The sequence below is a fragment of the Mesorhizobium sp. WSM2240 genome (assembly GCF_040438645.1).
In the GTDB taxonomy this organism is placed as follows: Bacteria; Pseudomonadota; Alphaproteobacteria; order Rhizobiales; family Rhizobiaceae; genus Allomesorhizobium.
Genome location: NZ_CP159253.1, coordinates 4,974,395 through 4,997,360, shown reverse-complemented (window position 1 = coordinate 4,997,360; position 22,966 = coordinate 4,974,395). Strand labels below are relative to the sequence as shown.

Here is a 22,966-nt window from a genome sequence, read left to right as displayed (position 1 = left end):
TCGGATGCCAATTAGGCTGCGAGATCCCGCAGCACATACTGGAGAATGCCGCCATTGCGGAAATAATCCAGCTCGTCGATCGTATCGATGCGGCAGAGGATGGGCACGTTCTTGACAGTGCCGTCGGCGAAGATGATGTTCGCCACCATCTTCTGGCGCGGGCGGATCGATTCTAGCCCTTCGATAGTGACGGTTTCGTCGCCCCTCAGGCCGAGCGAAGCCCAGCTGTCGCCCTCTTCGAACACGAAAGGCACGACGCCCATGCCGACCAGATTGGAGCGGTGGATACGCTCGAAAGACTGGGCGATGACTGCCCGCACTCCAAGCAGGTTGGTGCCCTTGGCCGCCCAGTCGCGCGACGAACCATTGCCGTATTCGATGCCGGCGAAGATCACCAGCGGCACTCCCTCCTGCTTGTAGAGCATCGCAGCGTCGTAGATCGGCATCTCTTCCTTGGAAGGATAGTGGATCGTGTAACCCCCTTCGCGTCCGTTCTCACCCAGCATGTGGTTGCGGATGCGGATGTTGGCGAAGGTGCCGCGCATCATGACTTCATGATTGCCGCGCCGCGTGCCGTACTGGTTGAAATCGGCCACGCCGACGCCGTGCTCCGTCAGGTACTTGCCGGCAGGCGACGCCGCCTTGATCGATCCCGCCGGTGAAATGTGGTCGGTGGTTATCTTGTCGCCGAACAGGCCGAGCACCCGCGCGCCCTTGATTTCGCCGATATCGCCTGGGCGAGAGTGCATGCCCACGAAATAGGGCGGGTTCTGCACATAGGTCGAGCCATCGTCCCAGGCATAGGTCTGGCTTTCCGGCGTCTGCACCTTCTGCCAGTTTTCATCGCCCTTGAAGACGTCGGCATATTTGCGCGCGAAGAGTTCGCGGGTGACATGCTCGGCGATGAAGGCGTCGATCTCCTGCGAGGTCGGCCAGATGTCCTTCAGGAAGACCGGACGGCCCTCGCGGTCCTCGCCGAGCGGCTCGGTGGTGAGGTCGAGGGTCACGGTGCCTGCAAGGGCGTAAGCGACCACCAGCGGCGGGGAGGCGAGATAATTCGCCTGCACGTCAGGGGAAACACGGCCTTCGAAATTGCGGTTTCCCGAAAGAACGGAGGCGGCGATCAGGCCCTTGTCGTTGATGGTCTTCGAAATCGGGGCAGGCAGCGGCCCGGAATTGCCGATACAGGTGGTGCAGCCGAATCCGACGAGGTTGAAGCCGAGCTGGTCGAGTTCATTCTGCAGGCCGGCTTTTTCCAGATATTCGGCGACCACCTGGCTGCCGGGCGCAAGCGAGGTCTTCACCCAGGGCTTTTGCTTGAGGCCCAGCCGGTTGGCGTTGCGGGCGAGTAGCCCCGCGCCGATGAGCACGCTCGGATTGGATGTGTTGGTGCAGGAGGTGATCGCGGCGATCACAACGTCGCCATGCCCGAGATCGAAGTTTTCACTCTCTACAGCGTAGCGTTTGGACACGTCCACGGTCTTCTTGTACTCGGTCTCCATCGCCTTGGAGAAGCCCGCCGGAATGCCCTCCAGCGCGACCCGGCCCTCCGGGCGCTTGGGGCCTGCCATTGAGGGAACGACATCGCCGAGGTCGAGCTCGAGCAGATCGGTGAAGACCGGGTCGGCCGAAACGTTCTCGCGCCACATCCCCTGCGCCTTGCAATATGCCTCGACGAGTTCGATGCGGCTTTCGGCTCGGCCGGACATGGTCAGGTAGCGGATGGTCTCGGCGTCGACCGGGAAGAAACCGCAGGTCGCGCCATACTCCGGCGCCATGTTGCCGATGGTGGCGCGGTCGGCCAGCGTCATGTTGGAAAGGCCGGAGCCGAAGAACTCGACGAACTTGCCGACGACGCCCTTCTTGCGCAGCATTTGGGTGACGGTGAGCACGAGATCGGTAGCGGTGACGCCCTCCTTCAGCTTACCGGTGAGGCGGAAGCCGACGATTTCGGGCAGAAGCATCGAGACCGGTTGGCCGAGCATCGCGGCCTCGGCCTCGATGCCGCCGACGCCCCAGCCGAGAACGCCAAGGCCGTTGATCATGGTAGTGTGCGAATCGGTGCCGACACAGGTATCGGGATAGGCGGTGATCTCGCCCTCCTCGCTGTTGGTCCATACGACCTGCCCGAGATATTCGAGATTGACCTGGTGGCAGATGCCGGTTCCGGGCGGCACCACGCGGAAATTGCGGAACGCCTGCTGGCCCCATTTCAGGAATTTATAGCGCTCCTGGTTGCGCTCGTATTCCAGCTCGACATTGCGGCTGAAAGCCATAGGCGTGCCGAACTCGTCGACGATGACGGAATGGTCGATCACCAGGTCAACAGGCACCAGCGGATTGATCTTCTGCGGATTTCCACCGAGGGAAACCATGGCGTCGCGCATGGCCGCCAGGTCGACCACGGCCGGAACGCCGGTGAAATCCTGCATCAGCACACGGGCGGGCCGGTAGGCGATCTCGACGCCGGCCGAGCCACGGTCGGTCAGCCAGCTAGCGACCGCCTGGATGCTGGCCTTGGTGACCGATCGGCCGTCTTCGTTGCGCAGCAAATTCTCGAGCAGCACCTTCATAGAATAGGGCAACTGCGCTATGCCGGTCAGGCCGTTCTTTTCAGCCTCGATCAGGCTGTAATAGGTGTATTCGGAACTGCCTGCCTGAAGCGTTCTGCGGCAATTGAAGCTGTCGAGAGATTTTGACACGTGCGATCCCATCCTTGGTCTGTTCAGCCGAAACGGGAACGGACTCCTGTGGCATGCGAATCACGCGCAAAGGTGCGGGTACGGCCATTTCCGCTGTCCGTCCCCCGCGTCCTGCCGTTCAAGGCGGCGAGTTCGTTGGTTCGGCGCAAAATTCGGTTCCCGGGCCGACCGCTGGCCCGGTTGTCCGGCGTATAGAGAATTTCCTAGAATAGTTCTAGACCGACTACAGGCAAAATCGCTGCGACGCACGCGCGGCGAATCATCGGAGACGGGGGCAGATGCGGTTGACCGCCGACAATCTGAGCGGCGAGCGCGGCGGCGAGCAAGTTTTCTCCGGCGTCGGCTTCAGGCTTGAAACGGGCGGAAGCCTGGTTGTCACAGGCCCGAACGGCGCCGGAAAATCGACCCTGCTGCGCGTTCTGGCGGGTTTGCTACCTCCCTCCTCGGGAGTTGTCGGGATCGAGGGTGGCGGCGAGATATTCCCGACCGTCTCGGCGGCAAGCCACTATCTCGGCCATGAAAATGCGATGAAGACGGCGCTGACAGTGTCCGAGAATCTCTGCTTCTGGCAGGAATTTCTGGGAGAAACGCATCTGGAATGCGGCGAGGCGCTGGAGATCGTAGGCCTCGGCGATATCGGCCACCTGCCTTTCGGCTATCTGTCGACAGGCCAGCGGCGTCGCGCATCGATCGCCCGGCTGCTCGTCAGCTACCGTCCCGTCTGGCTGCTCGACGAGCCGACCGCCGGGCTGGACAAAGCGGCGGAGACGCAGTTCGCAGCGCTCATGAAGGCGCATCTCGACGATGGCGGGATCATCGTGGGCGCGACGCATCAGCCGCTTGGACTGGAAGGGGCGCAGGAGTTGAGGATGGACCTCCTCTCCAGACGGGGAGAGGGATAGCAATGCTAGCCCTCTACCTCCGCGACGTCAGGCTCGGCGTGCGCGCCGGCGGCGGGGCGCTGACCGGCGTCATCTTCTTCCTCGCCGTGATCGCCACCATTCCCTTCGGCGTCGGCCCGGATCTCAACCTCCTTGCCCGCATCGGCCCGGCGATCCTGTGGATCGGGGCGCTGCTCGCCAGCCTGCTCGGCCTTGACCGGTTGTTCCAGGCCGATCGCGACGACGGCTCGCTCGACCAGCTCGTCATGTCGGGCGACCGGCACATGGCGGCACTGACGGTCCTCGTCAAATGCCTGGCGCACTGGACGGCGAGTGTCTTGCCGCTGGTCGCTGCCGCGCCGCTGCTCGGCCTGTTCATGAATATGCCGCCGACAGGGATAGGCGCTGCCGCGCTGACGCTTCTGGTCGGCACTCCGGCGATCACTTTCATTGGCGCGGCGGGCGCGGCCGTGGCGGTGGCGCTGCCGCGCGGCGGCCTGCTGATTTCGGTGCTGGTGCTGCCGCTGACCATACCGGTGCTGATTTTCGGCGTTTCTGCCAGCTACGGTGCAGTGGCCGAGCCCGATCCATTCCTGCCGCCCTTTCTCATCCTTTGCGCACTCACTCTATTTCTGGCCGTGCTCGGGCCAGTCGCCGCCGCGCTGGCGCTGCGATGGGGGGCGGACTGATCTCAGACCACCGACCGCAAATCCGCCGCATGGGCGTTCGATTGCAGAGGCGAGACTGCGCAGCTATTTAAATGCACCATGAAGTCACCAATGGCGACCACACGCGGAACCTGTTTGCTCCCGGAGTCCCGGCCATGACAGCGCATGCGCTCTATGTCACGGCGGCCTATGCCGTTTCGGCGCTGGCGATCATCGGGCTCGTGGCATGGATCTTTTTCGATCAGCGCGCCAGACGGCGCGAACTGGCCGAACTCGAGGCGAGTGGTACAAGGCGCCGCTCCGATCGCGGCGGGAGTTCCGCATGACGACAGAGACGCAGCCCGAAAAGCGCCCGGTCAGCAAGCTGTTCGTTTTCCTGCCGCTGGCCATTTTTCTGGCGCTCGCAGGCATTTTCCTGGCCCAGCTTCTGTCGGGCCGCGACATCGCAACCGTGCCCTCGGCTCTGATCGGAGAGCAGGCGCCCGAGACCAGCCTGCCGCCTCTGCCCGGTCTCGATCTGCCGGGGCTCAACTCGGCTGATTTCAAAGGCAAGGTCACGCTGGTGAACATCTGGGCATCCTGGTGCGCGCCGTGCCGGGAAGAGCACCCCGTACTGATGGCGTTGGCCGAGGACAACCGCTTCGGCATCGCCGGGCTGAACTACAAGGATCAGGCCGAAAACGCCCGCCGCTTCCTCGGCGATCTCGGCAATCCGTTCATTGCGATAGGCATCGACGAGGCAGGCCGAACGGCGATCGATTGGGGCGTCTATGGCGTGCCGGAGACCTTTCTGGTCGGTCGCGACGGCAAGATCCTGTTCAAGCATGTCGGGCCGCTGACGGTGGACGCCGTTCAGCGCAGGCTCCTGCCCGAAATCGAGAAGGCGCTCGGAGTCTCGCAATAGCTGCGGCGGTGCACTAACGTCGGCCGCATGAACGACGTCCATCCTTCTCCTCCCGATCCGAATATCATCCGTCAGCATTTCGTCCATCAGGCGGCGTCCTGCGAAACACTTGGCTCGCCCTTCACCGCCCGCCTGTGCCGGGCGCTGGCGGAGTGCCTCGACGAGAGGACACGGACCGGGCGAAAGGTTCTGAACTGGGCCGGCAATACCCGCGAGGATGCGCTGGCGCTGCGCTTTTGCGGCGCGTTGCACGCGCTGGTGCTGGCCGGCAGGGATTCCGGGCTTGCCGCGGCCTATCCGCCGCAGGAGACCTCCGAGCCAGATCTTCATGCTGCCCTGCGAAACGCCATCGCCCGGCACGATCGGGAACTGCTCGCCTCGCTCGCCAGCGCGCCGCAGACGAACGAGATCGCCCGTTCAGCGATGCTGCTGCCAGGTTTCCTGGCAATCGCACGCGAAACAGGGCTGCCGCTAGCGCTGCACGAGATCGGATCGAGCGCCGGGCTCAATCTACTGTTCGACAAATTTCACTATCGCTATGGCGACGCAGAATGGGGCGATCCGAGTTCGCCGGTGCGCCTTGCGCCGGAAGTCCGGGGAAATCCAGTTCCGGTCCACGACCGGCTGGAAGTCGGGAAGCGCGCCGGTTCGGACATCGCCCCGGTTGATATCGCAACGGCCGAGGATCGGCTGCGGCTCAAATCCTATATCTGGGCGGACCAGACGATGCGGCTTCAGAGGCTCGATGCGGCGCTCAGCCTCGCCGCTATCCAGCCGTTCAGGCTGGAGAAGGCCGATGCCGCGGCCTTCGTGCGACGGAGTCTGGCCTCACGGCAGGGCGGCGGCGCATACGTGCTGTTCCATTCGATCATGTGGCAATATTTGCCCGAAGATACGAAGTCGTCGATTTCAACCGACCTTCAAAGCGCCGGGGCAGCCGCCACTGCGGATGCGCCGATCGCCTGGCTTCGGATGGAGCCGCTGTCGACCACCGACATGCACGCGACGCTGAGCCTGACGCTATGGCCTGCTGGCGAGACAAGGCGTCTCGCCAGATGCGATTATCACGGCCGCTGGATAGAGTGGCTCGGCTAGGCCGAGCCATCGGTTGTCAGCCGTAGACTTCCTGGTAGGCATGCCGAAGCATTTCGCCGCGATTGCCGTTCATGTCGGCCAGGTCGCGCGGCGACAATCCTTCGATCTCCGCCACGAGGCGATTATAGCGGTTTCGCTTGGCGAGCCGGTCTTTGTTACGTGCAACGATGTTTGACAGGATCATGGTGAGGTCCCCTTAGCTGTCGCATTCGGCGACATTGGTTGTTCCTCCCGATGCTCCATAGATTGGCACAGGCTGTGTGCGTTGCAACATCAGATGCTGCAATGCACCATTGCGCTGAATGCATGCCTGTAGGACTTGCTATGCGCCGAACGCCGAACGCCCAAGCCGGCGGGGGATGGAGCGCCTGCCGGTCACCACATCGTCTTCTGGTAGCCCTCGTCGAGCCATTTGTCGGTGGCCTCGACCGATTGACTAAGCGCCAGTTGGTCCCGCAGAATTTCACCAAGCGTCGGCAGCGCGGCGCGGTCGGGCCAGCTTTCGGGCTTCCAAAGCTCGGATCGCATGAATGCCTTGGCGCAGTGCATGTAGGCAGCCTTCACGGCAACGACGACGACGCTGATCGGCAGCTTGCCGTCCACAGCCAACCTTTCGCGCAAGGCGGCGGCGGCGGTGATGTGGGCATGGCCGTTGATGCGCAGCGTCTCGTTCATGCCGGGGATGAGAAAGAGCAGGCCGACCGCCGGGTTGACGATTATGTTCTCCAGCGTGTCGAGCCGATTGTTGCCCGGCCGGTCGGGAATGGCGATTGTGCTATCGTCGAGAATGGCGACGAAGCCCGGCCGATCGCCCTTCGGCGTCACGTCGGCATTGCCGTTGCCGTCGGACGAGCCGATCAGCACGAACGGGCTTTTGGCGATGAAGCTCCGGCAATGCCCGTCGAGCCGCGGCAATTCCTTGCGCACGGCGCCGTCGCCAGGGCTCTTGTAGAGCGTGCGCAGTTCTTCACGGCTTTCGATGAATTGCATGCTCTGCTCCCCCTCCGCAAACTATCGCTTGGCCTGCTCGTCCAGCGAGTGGCGCATGATCAGCGGCATTTGGCTGAAGGTAAAAACCAGCGTGATCGGCATGATGCCCCAGACCTTGAACGCCACCCAGGCGTCGGTCGAAAACGAGCGCCAGACGATCTCGTTGACAAGGGCCAGGAACAGGAAAAACAGGCCCCAACGCAGGGTGAGCTTGCGCCAGCCCTCGGCGTCGAGCCGGAAGGCAGAATCGAAGACGTATCCAAGCAGCGATTTGCCGAACCAGAGCCCGCCGAGCAGCGTCAGCCCGAACAGCGAATTGACGATGGTCGGCTTCATCTTGATGAAAATGTCATCCTGCAGATAAAGCGTCAGCGCGCCGAATACGAAAACCACCACGCCCGAAACCAGAGGCATGATAGGCAGTGTCCGTATGAGCAGCCACGAGACGGTGAGCGCGATTGCGGTGGCGATCATGAACAGGCCGGTGGCGAGGAAGATCGGTCCGCCAAAATTGCCCAGTGCGGGATAGTTCTCGACCAGCCATTCGCCGCGCGCATTGGCGAAGAAGAAGACCATCAGTGGCCCCAACTCCAGCGCCAGCTTCAGCAGCGGATTGACCTCCTTCTTCTTCGGGTCAGACGGGTCGCGTTCGAGGATACGTGGGTTCATGCTTCAGGCAACTCCCGCGATCGCCTTGGCGAAATCGCTTGCGGAAAACGGTTCGAGGTCGTCGACCTGTTCGCCGACGCCGATGAAATAGACTGGCAGCTTGTGCTTGGCGGCGATGGCTACAAGTATGCCGCCGCGCGCCGTGCCGTCCAGCTTTGTCATCACCAAGCCGTTGACACCGGCGACATTGCGGAAGATCTCAACCTGGTTGAGCGCGTTCTGGCCGGTCGTCGCATCCACCGTCTGCAGCACGGTGTGCGGCGCTTCCGGATCGTGCTTGCCGAGTACGCGGACGATCTTTTCAAGTTCGGCCATCAGCTCGGCCTTGTTCTGCAGCCTGCCGGCGGTATCGATTATCAGCACGTCGGAGCCGGTGTCCTTGGCCTTTTCGTAGGCGTCCCAGGCGAGCCCGGCCGCATCGGCGCCAAGCTTTGACGCGACTACCGGCGAGTTGGTGCGCTCGCCCCAGATTTTCAACTGCTCGATCGCGGCGGCGCGGAACGTGTCGCCGGCCGCCAGCATCACCGACAGGCCGCCGGCGGTGAGCTTGGCCGCCAGCTTGCCGATGGTGGTGGTCTTTCCCGTGCCGTTGACGCCGACGACGAGGATGACGTGCGGCTTGTGCGAAAGGTCGAGCTCGAGCGGCATGGCGACCGGCGCCAAGACCTTCTCGACCTCTTGCGCCATAACCTGCCGGACATCGGCCTCGGTCGTCTGGCGGCCGTAGCGTCCGGAAGACAGCGTTTCGGTGATGCGGATCGCCGTCTCCATGCCGAGGTCGGCGCGGATCAGCACTTCCTCGAGATCATCGACAATGTCTTCGGTCAGCCGGCCCTTGGTGAAGATCCCGGAAATATTGTCGCCGAGCTCCCTCGACGAGCGCGAGAGGCCGAATTTGAGACGCTGGAACCAGCTCAGCTTCGCCACAGGCTGGGCCGCCACGGGCTCGGCCTTCTGCTCGACCTTCTTTGTCACCACGACTTTGCCAGCGGCAGGCTTCGGCGTGGCCTCTAGCTCAGGCGCGATCTCGGCCAGTACCGGCTCGGTTTCGACAGGCGACGGCTGACGAATCGGCGGCAGGCTTTCGGCCGGGGGCAGTTCTGTGGGCTGCGACGGAACCGGAATTTCGACAGGCCTGGGTTGCGCAGGCACTTCGGGCGGCGGCGTGCCCGGGGTTTCCGGGGGCTGTACGGGGATTTCCGGCGGAACGGACGGCTGCGGCTCGTGCACCGGTTCGGCCGGCGGCGGAATTTCCACAGGCGCAGGCTCCGGCTCTATCGGCTGCGGTGCAGGCGGCGGAACGGGCTGTGGCGCCGGCGGACGATCGGGCTGCGGTGCAGGCGGAGGGACAGGTGTTGGGCCCGGCTCCGGCTCGGCGGGCGTCGGCTCGGGAGCAGGCTTGGGGGTAGGCGTAGGAGCAGGCTTTTCCGGCGTTGGCGGGGGAGCGGGTTCTTCCGGCGTCGGCTGTGGGACCGGCTTTTCCGGAGGGGCCGGAACCGGTTCGTCAGGTAGAGCCGGAGATCCGCTTTCCTCCCCCTCTTTGAGGCTTTCGAGCGATTTCCAGTCGATCGGCGGCAAAGGCGCGTCTTCGGCCGGACGTTCCTCAACGACCTCCTTCTTGCCGAAGGAAAACACTTTCTTGATGAAACCAAATGCCATGCGTCCGTCCGTCTATGCGGCTTTCAGGGCAAGCGGCGAGGCAATCAGGCGGGCGTCGTCATGGCCGGTGATGGCTGCTTCGACGATCTCTCCCGGCGCGCCGTCTTCGATCGCGGCCAGCGTGAAGCTTTCCGTGCGGCCGAGTCCGCCGCGCTCGATCAGGATCGACTGACGTGAGCCCGCCAGGCTGTCGAGATGCCGGCGGTAGGCTGCCTCGCCGGCGGCGCGCAGGCGCGCGGCACGGCGCTTGATGGCGCTGGCATCGACCTGCGGCATGCGTGCGGCCGGCGTTCCCTCGCGCGGCGAAAATGGGAAGACATGAAGATGCGTCAGCCCACACTCCTCCACGATCTTCTCGGAATTTTGGAACATCTCCTCGGTTTCGGTCGGGAAGCCGGCGATAATATCGGCCCCGAAGACGATATCGGGGCGAAGCCGCCGAACATCCTCGCAAAAACGGATCGAATCGTCGCGAAGATGGCGGCGCTTCATGCGCTTCAGGATCATGTCGTCGCCCGATTGCAGCGACAAATGCAGATGCGGCATCAGCCGGTTCTCGGTAGCGATGGCCTCCAGCAGATCGTCATCTGCCTCGATCGAATCGATCGACGACAGACGCAGACGCCGGAGATCTGGGACCTGACGCAGGATTGTCTTGACCAGCCGGCCAAGCTTTGGCGCACCTGGCAGGTCGGCGCCAAAACTGGTCATGTCGACCCCGGTCAGCACCACCTCGGCATAGCCGTTGCCGACGAGGCGCTTCACCTGCTCGACCACCGCGCCCATCGGCACCGAACGCGAATTGCCGCGGCCATAGGGGATGATGCAGAAAGTGCAGCGATGGTCGCAGCCATTCTGCACCTGCACGAAGGCGCGAGCCCGGCCCTCGATCGCATCGACCATGTGGCCGGCCGTCTCCGTCACCGACATGATGTCGTTGACGCGGACCTTTTCGGTGTCGTTTACGCCGAAATCGGGCAAAGCGCGATAATTGTGGGCCTTCAGCTTCTCCTCGTTGCCGAGCACGAGGTCGACCTCGCCCATGGCGGTGAACGCCGCCGGGTCGGTCTGGGCGGCGCAGCCGGTGACGATGATGCGGGCCTGCGGGTTTTCGCGCCGCGCCTTGCGGATCGACTGCTTGGCCTGGCGCACAGCCTCGGCGGTTACCGCGCAGGTGTTGAAGATGACCGCGCCATCCTTCAATTCGCCGAGGCCGGCAGCGTTCGCCTCGCGGCGCATCACCTCGGATTCATAGGTGTTGAGCCGGCAGCCGAATGTGACCACTTCCACCGCCATCAGGCGACGTCCTGACGGTCGCGCGTCCACACCCCGGTTTCCGGATCGAACGTGCCGGAAAATTCCCACTCGGCCGGCCCGGTCATAACGACATGGTCGTCGGCGCGCCATTCGATCGCAAGCGGCCCGCCGGGCACGGTGACCGTGACGTTCCTGCCGGTGCGGCCGGTGCGCGCCGCGCTTACCGCCGCAGCGCAGGCTGCCGAACCGCAGGCTTTGGTGAGTCCGGCGCCACGCTCCCAGGTGCGCAGCGTCAGCGCATGGGAGGCGGTGACCTGCGCGATGGAGATGTTGGCGCGCTCGGGAAAAATCGGGTGGTTTTCGAGCAGCGGGCCGAAGCGGTCGAGTTCATAGTCCCAGACGTCCCGGTCCACCCAGAAGATGGCGTGCGGATTACCGATCGAGACGACCGAAGGAGAATGCAAGACTGGAGCGTCGATCGGACCGATCTGCAACTCGATTTTGCTGGTGTCGCCGAATTCCTCGGCCAGCGGGATATCCTGCCAGGAGAAACGCGGAACGCCCATATCGACCGAGATCATTCCGTCGGCATGCTCCTCCGCATTCAATATGCCGGCGATCGTCTCGAAGGTGAAAAGCTTTTGCCCGCTCTCCGCCGCCAGAGCCTGCACCACGCAGCGCATGCCGTTGCCGCAGGCCTGTGCCATCGAGCCGTCCGAATTGATGATTTCTATGTAATTGGCGGTACCCGGCGTCCGCGGATCGTGGATCGCCATGATCTGGTCGAATTTCGTGGCCGGGTCGGCGTTGAGCGCGATCGCCGCAGCCGGCGAAACGCGGCCCGCACGTCCCCGCATGTCGGCAACGATGATTTCGTTGCCGAGCCCGTTCATCCTGGCAAAGGGCGCCTCGCGTGCCATCGATCAAAAGTCTCGTGCTGTTGGCGCCTATATGGCGGAACCAGCCGGAAATTACCAGTGATGCAGCCGGCAGCCGGCGCAATTGCTCAGGCAATTGCTATCACGCCGAAAAGGACCAGCAAAAAGACAATGAGCACGATGCCGATGAGTATCTGCGCGCCGGCAGCCGCTGCGCCGGCCAGGCGGCCGAACCCGAGCAGGCTGGCGACCGCGGCGATCACCAGAAGGATTAGAATCCATTTGATCATTTTTGCAAAAACCTGTGATTGATCCGTTTTGCTGAACGCAGGCTCGGGACATGAGTTCCCGCCAAGCGGGTAATCAGGAACCGGCCGAGGGATCGGCGGCTGCGGATTTGGGAGACGACACATGGCCATGAAGCGAACCGGAACACCCTGGATGAAAGCCGATGATTTCGGCCGGTCGCTGCCACGCGGCATCGGGCTCAATCTGCTGGTTTCGGAGATCGCGCCGATGGAAACTTTCTGCCGCAATGTTCTCGGCGCTAGAACCGTCTACTCCGACGAGGATTTCGGCGTGATTGAAATTCTCGACTCGATCTTCATGCTGCACGCCGATCATTCCTATTCCGACAATCCGATGAGCGGAGTGATCGCGGGAGCGGAGACTCGGGGCGCGGGCATCGAAATACGCCTCTACGGAGCGTATCCGGACGGGATCGAGGCACGAGCGCGCGACGAGGGACACATCATTCTCGCTGGCTCAGTCGACAAGCCGCATGGATTGCGCGAGTGTCATATCGTCGGGCCGGAGGGTTATGTCTTTGTGCCGAGCGAAGCGATCGGCGGATGAAGACTGGGCCGCTCTGTCGCGGATTGCTGGGACATTTTTGCAACAATTTTCGATAGCAAACTGTATTTTAACCATATCCGGTTGAAATTTGGCCACCATCTCCATCTTTGTGGTGGGACAGAAAATGATCGGACGGCGCGCGCACAGCGTCCGGCGGAGGTTTGAATGGCATTTTCGAGAACCGGCCTTGTGGCCATATCGCTAATGGCTCTCGCGGTTGGCGGGTGCCAGAGCTCGCGCATGTCGTCGCTCGACTCGCAGGCGCCGGCTCCGTTGCAGCCAGCTCCCGCCGGCACTGTGACCTCGGGAGCGCTGCCTCCTCCGGCCGTACCCGGCACCGCCGCCTCACAATTTCCGGCCGCCCCCGGAGCGGGCGAGCAGGTTGCAGCGTTGCCGCCCGAGGCGGCCGCCAACGCGCCCGACCTCACCGCAAGCAGCGTCGCTGGGGTCTGGAACGCTTCGGTGTCGGGGCAGAGCTGCAAGGTCGCCACGCCTCAGACCAAGTTCGGCCAGGGATTCCGCGCCGGGCCGTTGCGCTGCCCGGCTCCGATCGACGGCGTGAAGTCGTGGAACGTCGCCGGCAAGCAGTTGACGCTCTATGATGAAAGTGGCGGCACTCTTGCTCGCCTCTATGCTTCCGGGCCGGAAAAATTCGACGGCCAGACCGAAAGCGGCGTGCCGATCTCGCTCAGCCGCTAATCGGGCCTTCGCGGCACTCGCCATGCACCTGCGCGACGGCATTCAGACGCATGCCACGGTCGCGCAGCGCTATGCCCATGCCGTCGAAACCGGTGCGATAGAGCGCGATCCAGCCCAGGAGAAGGTGGTCGCCGCCCTCGACCGGCTGATCGACGAGATTGGCTCAAAGCGGCTAGCCCAGAAATCGAGCGCGCTCGGCTGGCTGTTCGCCAAGAGGCGGGAAACCCGGGCGCCGGTTAAAGGCCTCTACATTCATGGCGGCGTCGGGCGCGGCAAGACCATGCTCATGGACATGTTCTTCGAGCTGTTGCCGGCGCGGCGCAAGCGACGCGTCCACTTCAACGACTTCATGGCCGATGCGCATGATCGCATCCAGAAGCACCGCCTGGCGCGCAAGAATGGCGAGGCCAAGGAGGACGATCCCATTCCGCCCGTTGCGCGGCAGCTTGCCGAAGAGGCGTGGGTACTGTGTTTCGACGAATTTTCCGTCACCGACATAGCGGACGCCATGGTCCTGTCGCGGCTGTTTTCGGCGTTGTTTTCACAGGGCGTCGTGCTCGTCGCCACCTCGAACGTGCCGCCCGACGATCTCTATCTCGACGGGCTGAACCGCGGACTGTTCGAACCCTTCATAGGCATGCTGAAGCGCCACGCCGATGTACTCGCGCTCGATTCCCCGACCGACTACAGGCTGGAAAAGCTGAACCGAATGCCGGTCTACATCACGCCGCTCGGGCCTGAGGCGGATCGCCTGATGGACGAGGAATGGGACCTCGTGGCGCATGGCCAGCCGGCTGGTCCAACCACGCTGACGGTCAAGGGCCGGCAAGTGGCAGTGCCGCTCGCGGCGGGCGATGCGGCGCGCTTCTCGTTTGCCGATCTCTGCGAAAACCCGCTCGGCGCGCGAGACTATCTGGCCATCGTAGGGCGGTTTTCAACTATCTTCATCGACCATGTGCCGGTGCTTGCGGAAGGCAAGCGCAACGAAGCGAAGCGTCTCATTCTTCTCATCGACACGCTCTACGATCATCGCGTTCGGCTGGTGGTCAGTGCGGCGGCCGCGCCGCAGGATCTCTATGGCGGCCGCGGCACGGAAGCGTTCGAGTTCGACCGCACAGCCTCGCGGCTGATCGAGATGCAGAGCCGTGATTGGCTGGACGACTGGGCGGTGCGGCAGGCGGAGCAAAACCCGCCTGCAAAAGCGGCCGCCCCGGCCACCTCCGCTTAGGTGCTTCAGTAAAACTTTGACGTTTACGTAAATCCACTTTGGTCTAACCGATTGAAATCGATAGTGCAGAAATAATCGGTTGAAAAATGCTGGTCATAACGCTATGCCCAGCGTCGAAATTCCTGGCAGCATGTCCTCCTCGCTCTGGCCTAAAATTCTCCTCGGCGCCGCCGCGCGCCTGTCACAGACACAGGGAAAATCTCCACAAATGGCACGCAACAAAATAGCGCTCATCGGTTCCGGCATGATCGGCGGCACCCTCGCCCATATGATCGGGTTGAAGGAACTCGGCGACGTCGTGATGTTCGACATCGCCGAAGGCATCCCGCAGGGCAAGGGCCTCGACATCGCCCAGTCATCGCCGGTCGAGGGTTTCGATGCGCGGGTTACGGGCGTGAACGATTATTCCGGAATCGAGGGCGCCGATGTCTGCATCGTCACGGCCGGCGTGCCGCGCAAGCCCGGCATGAGCCGCGACGATCTTCTCGGCATCAACCTCAAGGTCATGGAACAGGTCGGCGCTGGCATCAAAAAATATGCTCCGAAGGCCTTCGTCATCTGCATCACCAACCCGCTCGACGCCATGGTCTGGGCGCTGCAGAAATTCTCCGGTCTACCCAAGAGTCATGTCGTCGGCATGGCCGGAGTGCTCGATTCGGCGCGCTTCCGCTACTTCCTGGCTGAGGAGTTCAAGGTGTCCGTCGAGGACGTCACCGCTTTCGTGCTCGGCGGCCATGGCGACACGATGGTGCCGCTGACCCGCTATTCGACCGTCGCCGGCATCCCGCTGCCGGATCTGGTCAAGATGGGCTGGGCCTCCAAGGAGAAGCTCGAAAAGATCGTGCAGCGCACTCGTGACGGCGGCGCGGAAATCGTCGGCCTGCTGAAAACCGGCTCGGCCTACTACGCGCCGGCAGCTTCCGGCATCCAGATGGCCGAGGCCTATCTCCGCGACAAGAAGCGCGTTCTGCCCTGCGCGGCCTATCTTTCCGGCCAGTACGGCGTGAAGGACATGTATGTCGGCGTGCCGACCGTCATCGGCGCCGGCGGCGTCGAGCGCGTTATCGAGATCGACCTGAACAGCGCCGAGCAGAAGATGTTCGACAAGTCGGTGGAATCGGTGGCGGCGCTTTGCGAGGCCTGCGTCGGCATCGCCCCCAATCTCGGCAAGAAGTGAGGCCTTTGCGATGAACATCCACGAATATCAGGGCAAGCAGCTTCTGAAGAGATTTGGCGCGCCGGTCGCCGAGGGCGTCGCGATCATGAGTGCGGGCGAGGCCGAGGCGGCGGCGAAGAAACTGCCCGGACCGCTCTATGTGGTGAAGAGCCAGATCCATGCCGGCGGCCGCGGCAAGGGCAAGTTCAAGGAGCTTTCGCCCGACGCCAAGGGCGGCGTCAGGCTGGCGAAGTCGGTCGAAGACGTCGTCGCCAACGCTAGGGAAATGCTCGGCAACACGCTCGTCACCAAGCAGACCGGCCCGGCCGGCAAGCAGGTCAACCGCCTCTATATAGAGGACGGCGCCGACATCGACCGCGAGCTTTATCTGTCGATCCTGGTCGATCGCTCAGTCGGCCGCATCGCCTTCGTCGTGTCGACCGAGGGCGGCATGGACATCGAGGCTGTCGCGCACGACACGCCGGAGAAGATCGTTACCGTGGCGATCGATCCGGAAAAGGGCGTCACCGCCGACGATCTGAAGGCGCTGAATGGCGCGCTGAAGCTGTCCGGCGATGCGGCAAAGGACGGCGAGACGCTGTTTCCGATCCTCTACAAGGCGTTTTTCGAAAAAGACATGAGCCTTCTGGAGGTCAATCCGCTGATCGTCATGAAGAACGGCCACCTGCGCGTGCTCGACGCCAAGGTTTCGTTCGACAACAACGCACTCTTCCGCCACCCCGAGATCATGGAACTGCGGGACACGACCGAAGAGGACGAAAAGGAGATCGAAGCCTCCAAGCACGATCTCGCCTATGTCGCGCTCGACGGCAATATCGGCTGCATGGTCAACGGCGCCGGGTTGGCGATGGCGACGATGGACATCATCAAGCTCTACGGCGCCGAGCCCGCCAACTTCCTCGATGTCGGCGGTGGCGCGTCCAAGGAAAAGGTCACGGCGGCGTTCAAGATCATCACCGCCGATCCGGCGGTCGAAGGCATCCTGGTCAACATCTTCGGCGGCATCATGCGCTGCGACGTGATCGCCGAGGGCGTGATCGCGGCGGTCAAGGAAGTCGGGCTGAAAGTGCCGCTGGTGGTGCGCCTGGAAGGCACCAATGTGGAACTCGGCAAGAAGATCATCAACGAGAGCGGCCTGAACGTTATCTCGGCCGACGACCTCGATGACGCCGCCAAGAAGATCGTCGCGGCGGTGAAGGGTTGAGGCCATGCCTCCGCGCAAAATAAACCTCGTTGAAGCGGCGGACCGGACAATCACCAAGGTGCTCGATCCGCATATCGCCGGCGATGTCAACGACAGCCAGGCAAAGGTCGCCAAGTTCGGCGCCGCGTTTGATTGGCACGCTCACGAAAAGGAAGACGAGGCGTTTCTGGTGCTGCGCGGGAGAATCGCCATCGACTTTCGCGACGGTCCCGTTGAGCTCGGCGAAGGCGATTTCATCGTCGTGCCGCGGGGAGTCGAACATCGGCCGCGTTCGCTGACCGAAGAGCCCGTCGTGCTGATGTTCGAGCCGGCGACCACGGTCAACACCGGCAACGCCCAAAGCAATCTCACCGTTACCGATCTCAAGCGGCTCTAGGAATCTCAATGTCCATTCTCATCGACAAGAACACCAGGATCCTTGTGCAAGGCCTGACCGGCAAGACCGGAACTTTCCATACCGAGCAGGCGCTTGCCTATCACGGCACCAAGATGGTCGGTGGCATTCACCCGAAGAAGGGCGGCGAAACCTGGGGTTCGGTCGAAGGCGGCGCCCAACTGCCGATCTTCGCATCGGTGGCCGAAGGCAAGGAAAGGACCGGCGCCAACGCCTCCGTGGTCTATGTGCCGCCGGCTGGCGCCGCCGCCGCAATCATCGAGGCGATCGAGGCCGAGATTCCGCTGATCGTATGCATCACGGAAGGCATCCCGGTTATGGACATGGTCAAGGTCAAGGCGCGCCTCGACCGCTCGAACTCGCGGCTGATCGGCCCCAACTGCCCGGGCATCGTCACGCCCGATGAATGCAAGATCGGCATCATGCCGGGCAACATCTTCCGCAAGGGCTCGGTCGGCGTTGTGTCGCGCTCCGGCACGCTTACATATGAGGCGGTGTTCCAGACGACCAATGAAGGGCTCGGCCAGTCGACCGCCGTCGGCATCGGCGGCGATCCCGTGAAAGGCACCGAGTTCATCGACATGCTCGAAATGTTCCTGGCCGACGACGAGACCAAGTCGATCATCATGATCGGCGAGATCGGCGGCTCGGCCGAGGAGGATGCCGCGCAGTTCATCATTGACGAAGCCAAGCGCGGCCGTAGAAAGCCGATGGCGGGCTTCATCGCCGGCCGCACGGCTCCGGCCGGACGAACGATGGGCCATGCCGGCGCGGTGATCTCCGGCGGCAAGGGTGGCGCCGAAGACAAGATCGCAGCGATGGAAGCGGCGGGCATCCGCGTGTCGCCTTCGCCGGCCCGGCTCGGCACGACGCTGGTCGAGGCGATCAAGGGCTGAGAACCAGATCATGCGATTGGAAGCCATTCCCTTCGGCGCTACCGACTGGTCCAAGGTCGAACCGACGGTGCACAAGGGCGATAGGGGTGAGGCGATCTGGCGGACGCGTCACTTCGGGCCGGACGAAAACCGCATCCGTGTGCGCATGGTCGAGTATTCTCCAGGCTATGTGTCGGACCATTGGTGCCGGAATGGGCACGTGCTCCTTTGTCTCGAGGGCGAACTGGAAACCACGCTCGACGATGGTCGCGAGTTCGTTCTGAAGCCAGGCATGAGTTATCAGGTCGCCGACGAGGCGGAAGCGCATCGATCGCAGACTTCCATCGGCGCGCGACTTTTTGCGGTCGACTAAGAAAAGGGTAGTGCGATGGCACGACAAGATCAGGCCAACGACCAGTTTTCTCTTACTTCATTCCTCTATGGCGGCAATGCCGATTACATCGAGCAACTGCACGCTGCTTATGAGGACGATCCGTCTTCGGTGGACGCTCAGTGGCGCGATTTCTTCGGCGCGCTGAAGGACGACGCGATCGACATCAAGAAGAACGCCAAGGGCGCTTCCTGGGCTCGTCCCAGTTGGCCGCTGCAGGCCAATGGCGAGCTGGTTTCGGCCCTCGACGGCAATTGGGGCCTGGTCGAGAAGCACGTCGAAAAGAAGGTCAAGGACAAGGCCGCCGCTGGCGGCGCGGTGCTTTCCGACGCCGACTTGCTGCAGGCGACGCGCGATTCGGTTCGCGCCATCATGATGATCCGCGCCTATCGCATGCGCGGCCATCTGCACGCCAATCTCGATCCGCTCGGCATCGCCAAGCCGATGGAGGATTACAACGAATTGTCGCCGGAAGCCTATGGCTTCACGGATGCGGATTACGACCGCAAGATATTCATCGACCACGTTCTCGGGCTCGAATATGCGACCATCCGCGAGATGCTCGACATATTGAAGCGAACCTACTGCTCGACGCTCGGCGTCGAGTTCATGCACATGTCTGACCCGGAAGAAAAGGCATGGGTGCAGGAGCGGATTGAAGGCCCGGACAAGGGCATTGCCTTCACCCCGGCGGGCAAGAAGGCCATCCTGCAGAAGCTGGTCGAGGCGGAAGGTTTCGAGCAGTTCATCGACGTCAAATACAAGGGCACCAAGCGTTTCGGCCTGGACGGCGGCGAATCGCTGATCCCGGCGCTTGAGCAGATCGTGAAACGGGGCGGCTCGCTCGGCATGCAAGACATCGTGCTGGGCATGGCACATCGCGGCCGGCTCAACGTACTGTCGCAGGTCATGGCCAAGCCACATCGGGCGATCTTCCACGAGTTCAAGGGCGGTTCCTACGCGCCGGACGACGTCGAAGGCTCGGGCGACGTGAAGTATCACCTTGGCGCGTCTTCGGACCGGGAGTTCGACGGCAACAAGGTGCATCTCTCGCTGACCGCCAACCCGTCGCATCTTGAGATCGTCGATCCGGTGGTGATGGGCAAGGCGCGCGCCAAGCAGGACCTGCTATACGGTCGCGGGCGCGACGAGATCATACCGCTGGAGGATCGCGCCAAGGTGCTGCCTCTGCTGCTGCATGGCGATGCCGCCTTCGCCGGTCAGGGCGTGATCGCGGAAATACTAGGCTTATCGGGTCTGCGCGGCCATCGCGTGGCGGGCACGCTGCACTTCATCATTAACAATCAGATCGGCTTTACCACCAATCCGCGCTTCTCACGCTCGTCTCCTTATCCGTCGGACGTAGCCAAGATGATCGAGGCGCCGATCTTCCATGTGAACGGCGACGACCCGGAGGCCGTGGTCTACGCCGCCAAGGTGGGGATCGAATTCCGGATGAAGTTCCATAAGCCGGTCGTCATCGACATGTTCTGCTACAGGCGCTTCGGCCACAATGAAGGCGACGAGCCGGCATTCACGCAGCCGATCATGTATCGCGCCATCCGCTCGCACAAGACGACGGTGCAGATCTACGCCGAGAAGCTCATCGCCGAAGGCCATCTGACCCAAGAAGAGTACGAGAAGATGAAGGCCGACTGGCGCGCTCATCTCGAAAGCGAGTGGGAGGTCGGGCAGTCCTACAAGCCCAACAAGGCCGACTGGCTGGATGGCGCCTGGTCGGGTCTTCGGACCGCCGACAATCAGGACGAGCGGCGGCGCGGCAAGACCGCCATGCCGCTCAAGACGCTCAAGGAAATTGGCAAGAAGCTGACCGAGGTGCCCGACGGCTTCGAGGCGCACAGGACGATCAGCCGCTTTCTGGAGACGCGGCGGAAAATGATTGATTCCGGCGAAGGCATCGACTGGTCGACTGCCGAGGCGCTGGCTTTCGGCTCCATACTGCTCGACGGCAATCCGGTCCGGCTCTCCGGCCAGGATTCGGAACGCGGCACGTTCTCGCAGCGCCATTCGGTGCTCTATGACCAGAAGGATGAGAGCCGCTACATACCGTTGAACAATTTGAGCGCGGCCCAGGCAAAATACGAAGTCGTCAATTCCATGCTTTCGGAGGAGGCGGTGCTCGGCTTCGAATACGGTTATTCGCTGGCCGATCCCAAGGCGCTGACGCTTTGGGAAGCGCAGTTCGGCGACTTCGCCAATGGCGCGCAGGTGGTGTTCGACCAGTTCATCTCCTCGGGCGAACGAAAATGGCTGCGCATGTCCGGCCTCGTCTGCCTGCTGCCGCACGGCTATGAAGGCCAGGGCCCGGAGCATTCGTCGGCGCGCCTGGAGCGCTTCCTGCAGCTTTGCGCGGAAGACAACATGCAGGTCGCCTACTGCACCACTCCGGCAAACTATTTCCACATTCTGCGCCGGCAGTTGAAGCGCGATTTCCGCAAGCCGCTGATCCTGATGACGCCGAAATCGCTGCTGCGCCACAAGCGCGCCGTCTCGACGCTGGCAGAGATGTCAGGCGAAAGCGCCTTCCACCGGCTGCTGTGGGACGACGCGCAGCTTCTGCCCGACCAGCCGATCAAGCTCGTCAAGGATTCGAAGATCCGCCGTGTCGTGCTCTGCTCCGGCAAGGTCTATTACGACCTTTACGAAGAGCGCGAGAAGCGCGGCATCAACGATATCTATTTGCTAAGGGTCGAACAGCTGTACCCGTTCCCGGCCAAGGCGCTGATCAACGAGCTGTCGCGCTTCCGCAACGCGGAAATGACCTGGTGCCAGGAAGAGCCGAAGAACATGGGTGCGTGGTCGTTCATCGATCCTTATCTGGAGTGGGTGCTCGCCCATATCGACGCCAAGCATCAGCGCGTGCGCTATACGGGACGGCCGGCTGCAGCATCACCCGCGACCGGCCTGATGTCGAAGCATCTGGCGCAGTTGCAGGCATTGCTCGACGATGCGCTCGGCGAGTAGCGAAGTAGTTTCGGACGACCATGGCAACCAAGACATTCAGAAACGGACAGGCATAAGATGGCTACCGAAATCCGCGTTCCCACGCTCGGCGAATCCGTCACCGAGGCGACCATCGGCAAATGGTTCAAGAAGGCAGGCGACGCGATTGCGGCCGACGAGCCGCTGGTCGAACTCGAAACCGACAAGGTGACGATCGAGGTGCCGGCGCCCGCCGCCGGCACGCTGGCTGAGATCACTGCCAAGGACGGCGAGACGGTCGGCGTCGGCGCGCTGCTGGGCACGATTTCGGCGGGCGAGGGTGCAAAACCTGCCGCCAAGGAACCGGCGAAAGCCGAGGCTGCGAAAGAGGCGGCCAGGCCTGAGGCGGTCGCGCAAGCCGCAGGCAAGGCGGGGGCCGACTCGGCCAAGGAAGCCGTCGAGAAGGCGAGCGTGATCGCCGGCAGTGCGCCGATTGTTGACCGCAAGATGCCGCCGGCGCCGGCAGCCGCCAAGCTGCTCGCCGAAAGCAATGTCGCCGTCGATCAGATCGAGGGTAGCGGAAAGCGCGGTCAGGTTCTGAAGGGCGATGTGCTCGAAGCCCTGGCCAAGGGGATTTCGACCCCGCAGGCCGCACCGGCACCCGCCGCGCCGGCCGCTGCCCGTGCGCCCTCTTCGGCGGGCGACGAGACGCGCGAAGAGCGCGTGCGCATGACCAAGCTGCGCCAGACCATCGCCCGCCGGCTCAAGGAAGCGCAGTCCACCGCCGCCATGCTGACGACCTTCAACGAGGTCGACATGAAGGCGATCATGGACATGCGCACGAAATACAAGGATGTGTTCGAAAGGAAGCACGGGGTGAAGCTCGGCTTCATGGGCTTCTTCACCAAGGCCATCGTTCATGCGCTGAAGGAGATCCCCGCGGTCAACGCCGAGATCGACGGCGCCGATATCATCTACAAGAACTACGCCCATATCGGCGTGGCCGTCGGCACCGAAAAGGGCCTTGTCGTGCCCGTGGTGCGTGACGCCGAACAGATGAGCATCGCCGAGATCGAGAAGGAGATCGGCCGGCTGGGCCTTGCCGCGCGGGACGGAAAGCTCTCGGTTGCCGACATGCAGGGCGGCACTTTCACCATCTCGAATGGCGGCGTCTATGGCTCGCTGATGTCGACGCCGATCCTCAACGCCCCGCAATCGGGCATTCTCGGCATGCATAAGATCCAGGAGCGGCCGGTTGTGGTCGGCGGCCAGATCGTCATCCGGCCGATGATGTATCTGGCGCTCAGCTATGACCATCGAATCGTCGACGGCAAGGAAGCGGTGACCTTCCTGGTGCGGGTCAAGGAGAGCCTCGAGGATCCTGAACGGTTGGTGCTGGATCTTTAGACGCGGCTTCGCCGATCTATAGCCGCGAGTTGTAACAGCGCTTTCCGGAAGCAATTCCGCTTCCGGAATATGCGACCGGGGGAAATCCAT

At 62.9% G+C, this 22,966-nt stretch carries 23 protein-coding genes; 15 read left to right on the top strand and 8 right to left on the bottom strand.

From position 1 onward, the window contains the following. Positions 1-11: 11 nt before the first annotated feature. Positions 12-2,714, bottom strand: coding sequence for an aconitate hydratase AcnA (acnA, locus tag ABVK50_RS24830; RefSeq protein ID WP_353646978.1), 2,703 nt, complete (start codon positions 2,712-2,714; stop codon positions 12-14). Between the two features lie 266 nt (positions 2,715-2,980). Here acnA and ccmA point away from each other — a divergent pair, with 266 nt between their 5' ends. From ccmA to ABVK50_RS24805, 5 genes are all read left to right on the top strand, one after another. Further along, positions 2,981-3,604, top strand: coding sequence for a heme ABC exporter ATP-binding protein CcmA (gene ccmA, locus ABVK50_RS24825; RefSeq protein WP_353644047.1), 624 nt, complete (start codon positions 2,981-2,983; stop codon positions 3,602-3,604). A 2-nt stretch (positions 3,605-3,606) separates the two neighbouring features. Then, positions 3,607-4,272 carry a heme exporter protein CcmB gene (gene ccmB / locus ABVK50_RS24820; RefSeq protein WP_353644048.1) on the top strand — a complete coding sequence of 222 codons (666 nt, stop codon included), beginning with the start codon at positions 3,607-3,609 and terminating at the stop codon, positions 4,270-4,272. A gap of 134 nt (positions 4,273-4,406) precedes the next feature. Then, on the top strand, positions 4,407-4,577 hold the full coding sequence (gene ccmD / locus ABVK50_RS24815; protein ID WP_353644049.1) for a heme exporter protein CcmD: 171 nt from the start codon (positions 4,407-4,409) through the stop codon (positions 4,575-4,577). Beyond that, positions 4,574-5,155, top strand: coding sequence for a DsbE family thiol:disulfide interchange protein (locus ABVK50_RS24810; RefSeq protein WP_353644050.1), 582 nt, complete (start codon positions 4,574-4,576; stop codon positions 5,153-5,155). Before ccmD ends, ABVK50_RS24810 begins: the two co-directional genes overlap by 4 nt. Positions 5,156-5,182: 27 nt before the next feature. Further along, positions 5,183-6,250, top strand: a complete 1,068-nt coding sequence (locus ABVK50_RS24805; RefSeq protein WP_353644051.1) for a DUF2332 family protein — start codon at positions 5,183-5,185, stop codon at positions 6,248-6,250. A gap of 16 nt (positions 6,251-6,266) precedes the next feature. Here ABVK50_RS24805 and ABVK50_RS24800 read toward each other — a convergent pair whose 3' ends face one another. From ABVK50_RS24800 to ABVK50_RS24770, 7 genes are all read right to left on the bottom strand, one after another. Beyond that, positions 6,267-6,434 carry a hypothetical protein gene (locus ABVK50_RS24800; protein ID WP_353644052.1) on the bottom strand — a complete coding sequence of 56 codons (168 nt, stop codon included), beginning with the start codon at positions 6,432-6,434 and terminating at the stop codon, positions 6,267-6,269. A gap of 191 nt (positions 6,435-6,625) precedes the next feature. After that, entirely contained in the window at positions 6,626-7,240 is a 615-nt protein-coding gene (locus tag ABVK50_RS24795; RefSeq protein WP_353644053.1) for a pyridoxamine 5'-phosphate oxidase family protein, read from the bottom strand. A gap of 21 nt (positions 7,241-7,261) precedes the next feature. Beyond that, positions 7,262-7,909 carry a septation protein A gene (locus ABVK50_RS24790; protein ID WP_353644054.1) on the bottom strand — a complete coding sequence of 216 codons (648 nt, stop codon included), beginning with the start codon at positions 7,907-7,909 and terminating at the stop codon, positions 7,262-7,264. A gap of 3 nt (positions 7,910-7,912) precedes the next feature. Beyond that, positions 7,913-9,568, bottom strand: a complete 1,656-nt coding sequence (gene ftsY, locus ABVK50_RS24785; protein ID WP_353644055.1) for a signal recognition particle-docking protein FtsY — start codon at positions 9,566-9,568, stop codon at positions 7,913-7,915. A gap of 12 nt (positions 9,569-9,580) precedes the next feature. Further along, the gene (mtaB, locus tag ABVK50_RS24780) at positions 9,581-10,864 is read right to left on the bottom strand and encodes a tRNA (N(6)-L-threonylcarbamoyladenosine(37)-C(2))-methylthiotransferase MtaB (protein ID WP_353644056.1); all 1,284 of its coding nucleotides are present in this window, start codon (positions 10,862-10,864) and stop codon (positions 9,581-9,583) included. Then, positions 10,864-11,745, bottom strand: coding sequence for a diaminopimelate epimerase (gene dapF, locus ABVK50_RS24775; RefSeq protein ID WP_353644057.1), 882 nt, complete (start codon positions 11,743-11,745; stop codon positions 10,864-10,866). The genes mtaB and dapF overlap by 1 nt, the downstream gene beginning before the upstream one ends. A gap of 86 nt (positions 11,746-11,831) precedes the next feature. Beyond that, the gene (locus ABVK50_RS24770; protein ID WP_353644058.1) at positions 11,832-11,993 is read right to left on the bottom strand and encodes a DUF1328 family protein; all 162 of its coding nucleotides are present in this window, start codon (positions 11,991-11,993) and stop codon (positions 11,832-11,834) included. Positions 11,994-12,114: 121 nt separating this feature from the next. Here ABVK50_RS24770 and ABVK50_RS24765 point away from each other — a divergent pair, with 121 nt between their 5' ends. From ABVK50_RS24765 to odhB, 10 genes are all read left to right on the top strand, one after another. After that, positions 12,115-12,558, top strand: coding sequence for a hypothetical protein (locus tag ABVK50_RS24765; protein WP_353644059.1), 444 nt, complete (start codon positions 12,115-12,117; stop codon positions 12,556-12,558). 165 nt (positions 12,559-12,723) lie between these two features. Continuing rightward, positions 12,724-13,257, top strand: a complete 534-nt coding sequence (locus ABVK50_RS24760) for a protease inhibitor Inh/omp19 family protein (RefSeq protein ID WP_353644060.1) — start codon at positions 12,724-12,726, stop codon at positions 13,255-13,257. Between the two features lie 22 nt (positions 13,258-13,279). Beyond that, positions 13,280-14,485: a cell division protein ZapE gene (gene zapE, locus ABVK50_RS24755; protein WP_353644061.1), complete on the top strand. Its 1,206-nt coding sequence runs from the start codon at positions 13,280-13,282 to the stop codon at positions 14,483-14,485. A 208-nt stretch (positions 14,486-14,693) separates the two neighbouring features. After that, positions 14,694-15,662 (top strand): malate dehydrogenase, encoded by a 969-nt coding sequence (mdh, locus tag ABVK50_RS24750; RefSeq protein ID WP_353644062.1) that lies wholly within the window; start codon positions 14,694-14,696, stop codon positions 15,660-15,662. 10 nt (positions 15,663-15,672) lie between these two features. Further along, complete coding sequence (gene sucC, locus ABVK50_RS24745) at positions 15,673-16,866, top strand: ADP-forming succinate--CoA ligase subunit beta (protein WP_353644063.1); 1,194 nt, start codon at positions 15,673-15,675, stop codon at positions 16,864-16,866. Between the two features lie 4 nt (positions 16,867-16,870). Further along, positions 16,871-17,242 (top strand): cupin domain-containing protein, encoded by a 372-nt coding sequence (locus tag ABVK50_RS24740; RefSeq protein ID WP_353644064.1) that lies wholly within the window; start codon positions 16,871-16,873, stop codon positions 17,240-17,242. 8 nt (positions 17,243-17,250) lie between these two features. Further along, positions 17,251-18,156, top strand: coding sequence for a succinate--CoA ligase subunit alpha (gene sucD, locus ABVK50_RS24735; RefSeq protein WP_353644065.1), 906 nt, complete (start codon positions 17,251-17,253; stop codon positions 18,154-18,156). A 10-nt stretch (positions 18,157-18,166) separates the two neighbouring features. After that, positions 18,167-18,508: a DHCW motif cupin fold protein gene (locus ABVK50_RS24730; protein ID WP_353644066.1), complete on the top strand. Its 342-nt coding sequence runs from the start codon at positions 18,167-18,169 to the stop codon at positions 18,506-18,508. Positions 18,509-18,523: 15 nt separating this feature from the next. Beyond that, entirely contained in the window at positions 18,524-21,511 is a 2,988-nt protein-coding gene (locus ABVK50_RS24725; RefSeq protein ID WP_353644067.1) for a 2-oxoglutarate dehydrogenase E1 component, read from the top strand. Between the two features lie 57 nt (positions 21,512-21,568). Beyond that, positions 21,569-22,876 carry a 2-oxoglutarate dehydrogenase complex dihydrolipoyllysine-residue succinyltransferase gene (gene odhB / locus ABVK50_RS24720; protein WP_353644068.1) on the top strand — a complete coding sequence of 436 codons (1,308 nt, stop codon included), beginning with the start codon at positions 21,569-21,571 and terminating at the stop codon, positions 22,874-22,876. The last annotated feature ends 90 nt before the right edge of the window (positions 22,877-22,966 follow it).

Bases quoted from the DNA above. Each gene is read 5' to 3' on its own strand.
- acnA (WP_353646978.1), bottom strand. From the start codon at position 2,714: ATGGGATCGCACGTGTCAAAATCTCTCGACAGCTTCAATTGCCGCAGA.
- ccmA (WP_353644047.1), top strand. From the start codon at position 2,981: ATGCGGTTGACCGCCGACAATCTGAGCGGCGAGCGCGGCGGCGAGCAA.
- ccmB (WP_353644048.1), top strand. From the start codon at position 3,607: ATGCTAGCCCTCTACCTCCGCGACGTCAGGCTCGGCGTGCGCGCCGGC.
- ccmD (WP_353644049.1), top strand. From the start codon at position 4,407: ATGACAGCGCATGCGCTCTATGTCACGGCGGCCTATGCCGTTTCGGCG.
- ABVK50_RS24810 (WP_353644050.1), top strand. From the start codon at position 4,574: ATGACGACAGAGACGCAGCCCGAAAAGCGCCCGGTCAGCAAGCTGTTC.
- ABVK50_RS24805 (WP_353644051.1), top strand. From the start codon at position 5,183: ATGAACGACGTCCATCCTTCTCCTCCCGATCCGAATATCATCCGTCAG.
- ABVK50_RS24800 (WP_353644052.1), bottom strand. From the start codon at position 6,434: ATGATCCTGTCAAACATCGTTGCACGTAACAAAGACCGGCTCGCCAAG.
- ABVK50_RS24795 (WP_353644053.1), bottom strand. From the start codon at position 7,240: ATGCAATTCATCGAAAGCCGTGAAGAACTGCGCACGCTCTACAAGAGC.
- ABVK50_RS24790 (WP_353644054.1), bottom strand. From the start codon at position 7,909: ATGAACCCACGTATCCTCGAACGCGACCCGTCTGACCCGAAGAAGAAG.
- ftsY (WP_353644055.1), bottom strand. From the start codon at position 9,568: ATGGCATTTGGTTTCATCAAGAAAGTGTTTTCCTTCGGCAAGAAGGAG.
- mtaB (WP_353644056.1), bottom strand. From the start codon at position 10,864: ATGGCGGTGGAAGTGGTCACATTCGGCTGCCGGCTCAACACCTATGAA.
- dapF (WP_353644057.1), bottom strand. From the start codon at position 11,745: ATGGCACGCGAGGCGCCCTTTGCCAGGATGAACGGGCTCGGCAACGAA.
- ABVK50_RS24770 (WP_353644058.1), bottom strand. From the start codon at position 11,993: ATGATCAAATGGATTCTAATCCTTCTGGTGATCGCCGCGGTCGCCAGC.
- ABVK50_RS24765 (WP_353644059.1), top strand. From the start codon at position 12,115: ATGGCCATGAAGCGAACCGGAACACCCTGGATGAAAGCCGATGATTTC.
- ABVK50_RS24760 (WP_353644060.1), top strand. From the start codon at position 12,724: ATGGCATTTTCGAGAACCGGCCTTGTGGCCATATCGCTAATGGCTCTC.
- zapE (WP_353644061.1), top strand. From the start codon at position 13,280: ATGCACCTGCGCGACGGCATTCAGACGCATGCCACGGTCGCGCAGCGC.
- mdh (WP_353644062.1), top strand. From the start codon at position 14,694: ATGGCACGCAACAAAATAGCGCTCATCGGTTCCGGCATGATCGGCGGC.
- sucC (WP_353644063.1), top strand. From the start codon at position 15,673: ATGAACATCCACGAATATCAGGGCAAGCAGCTTCTGAAGAGATTTGGC.
- ABVK50_RS24740 (WP_353644064.1), top strand. From the start codon at position 16,871: ATGCCTCCGCGCAAAATAAACCTCGTTGAAGCGGCGGACCGGACAATC.
- sucD (WP_353644065.1), top strand. From the start codon at position 17,251: ATGTCCATTCTCATCGACAAGAACACCAGGATCCTTGTGCAAGGCCTG.
- ABVK50_RS24730 (WP_353644066.1), top strand. From the start codon at position 18,167: ATGCGATTGGAAGCCATTCCCTTCGGCGCTACCGACTGGTCCAAGGTC.
- ABVK50_RS24725 (WP_353644067.1), top strand. From the start codon at position 18,524: ATGGCACGACAAGATCAGGCCAACGACCAGTTTTCTCTTACTTCATTC.
- odhB (WP_353644068.1), top strand. From the start codon at position 21,569: ATGGCTACCGAAATCCGCGTTCCCACGCTCGGCGAATCCGTCACCGAG.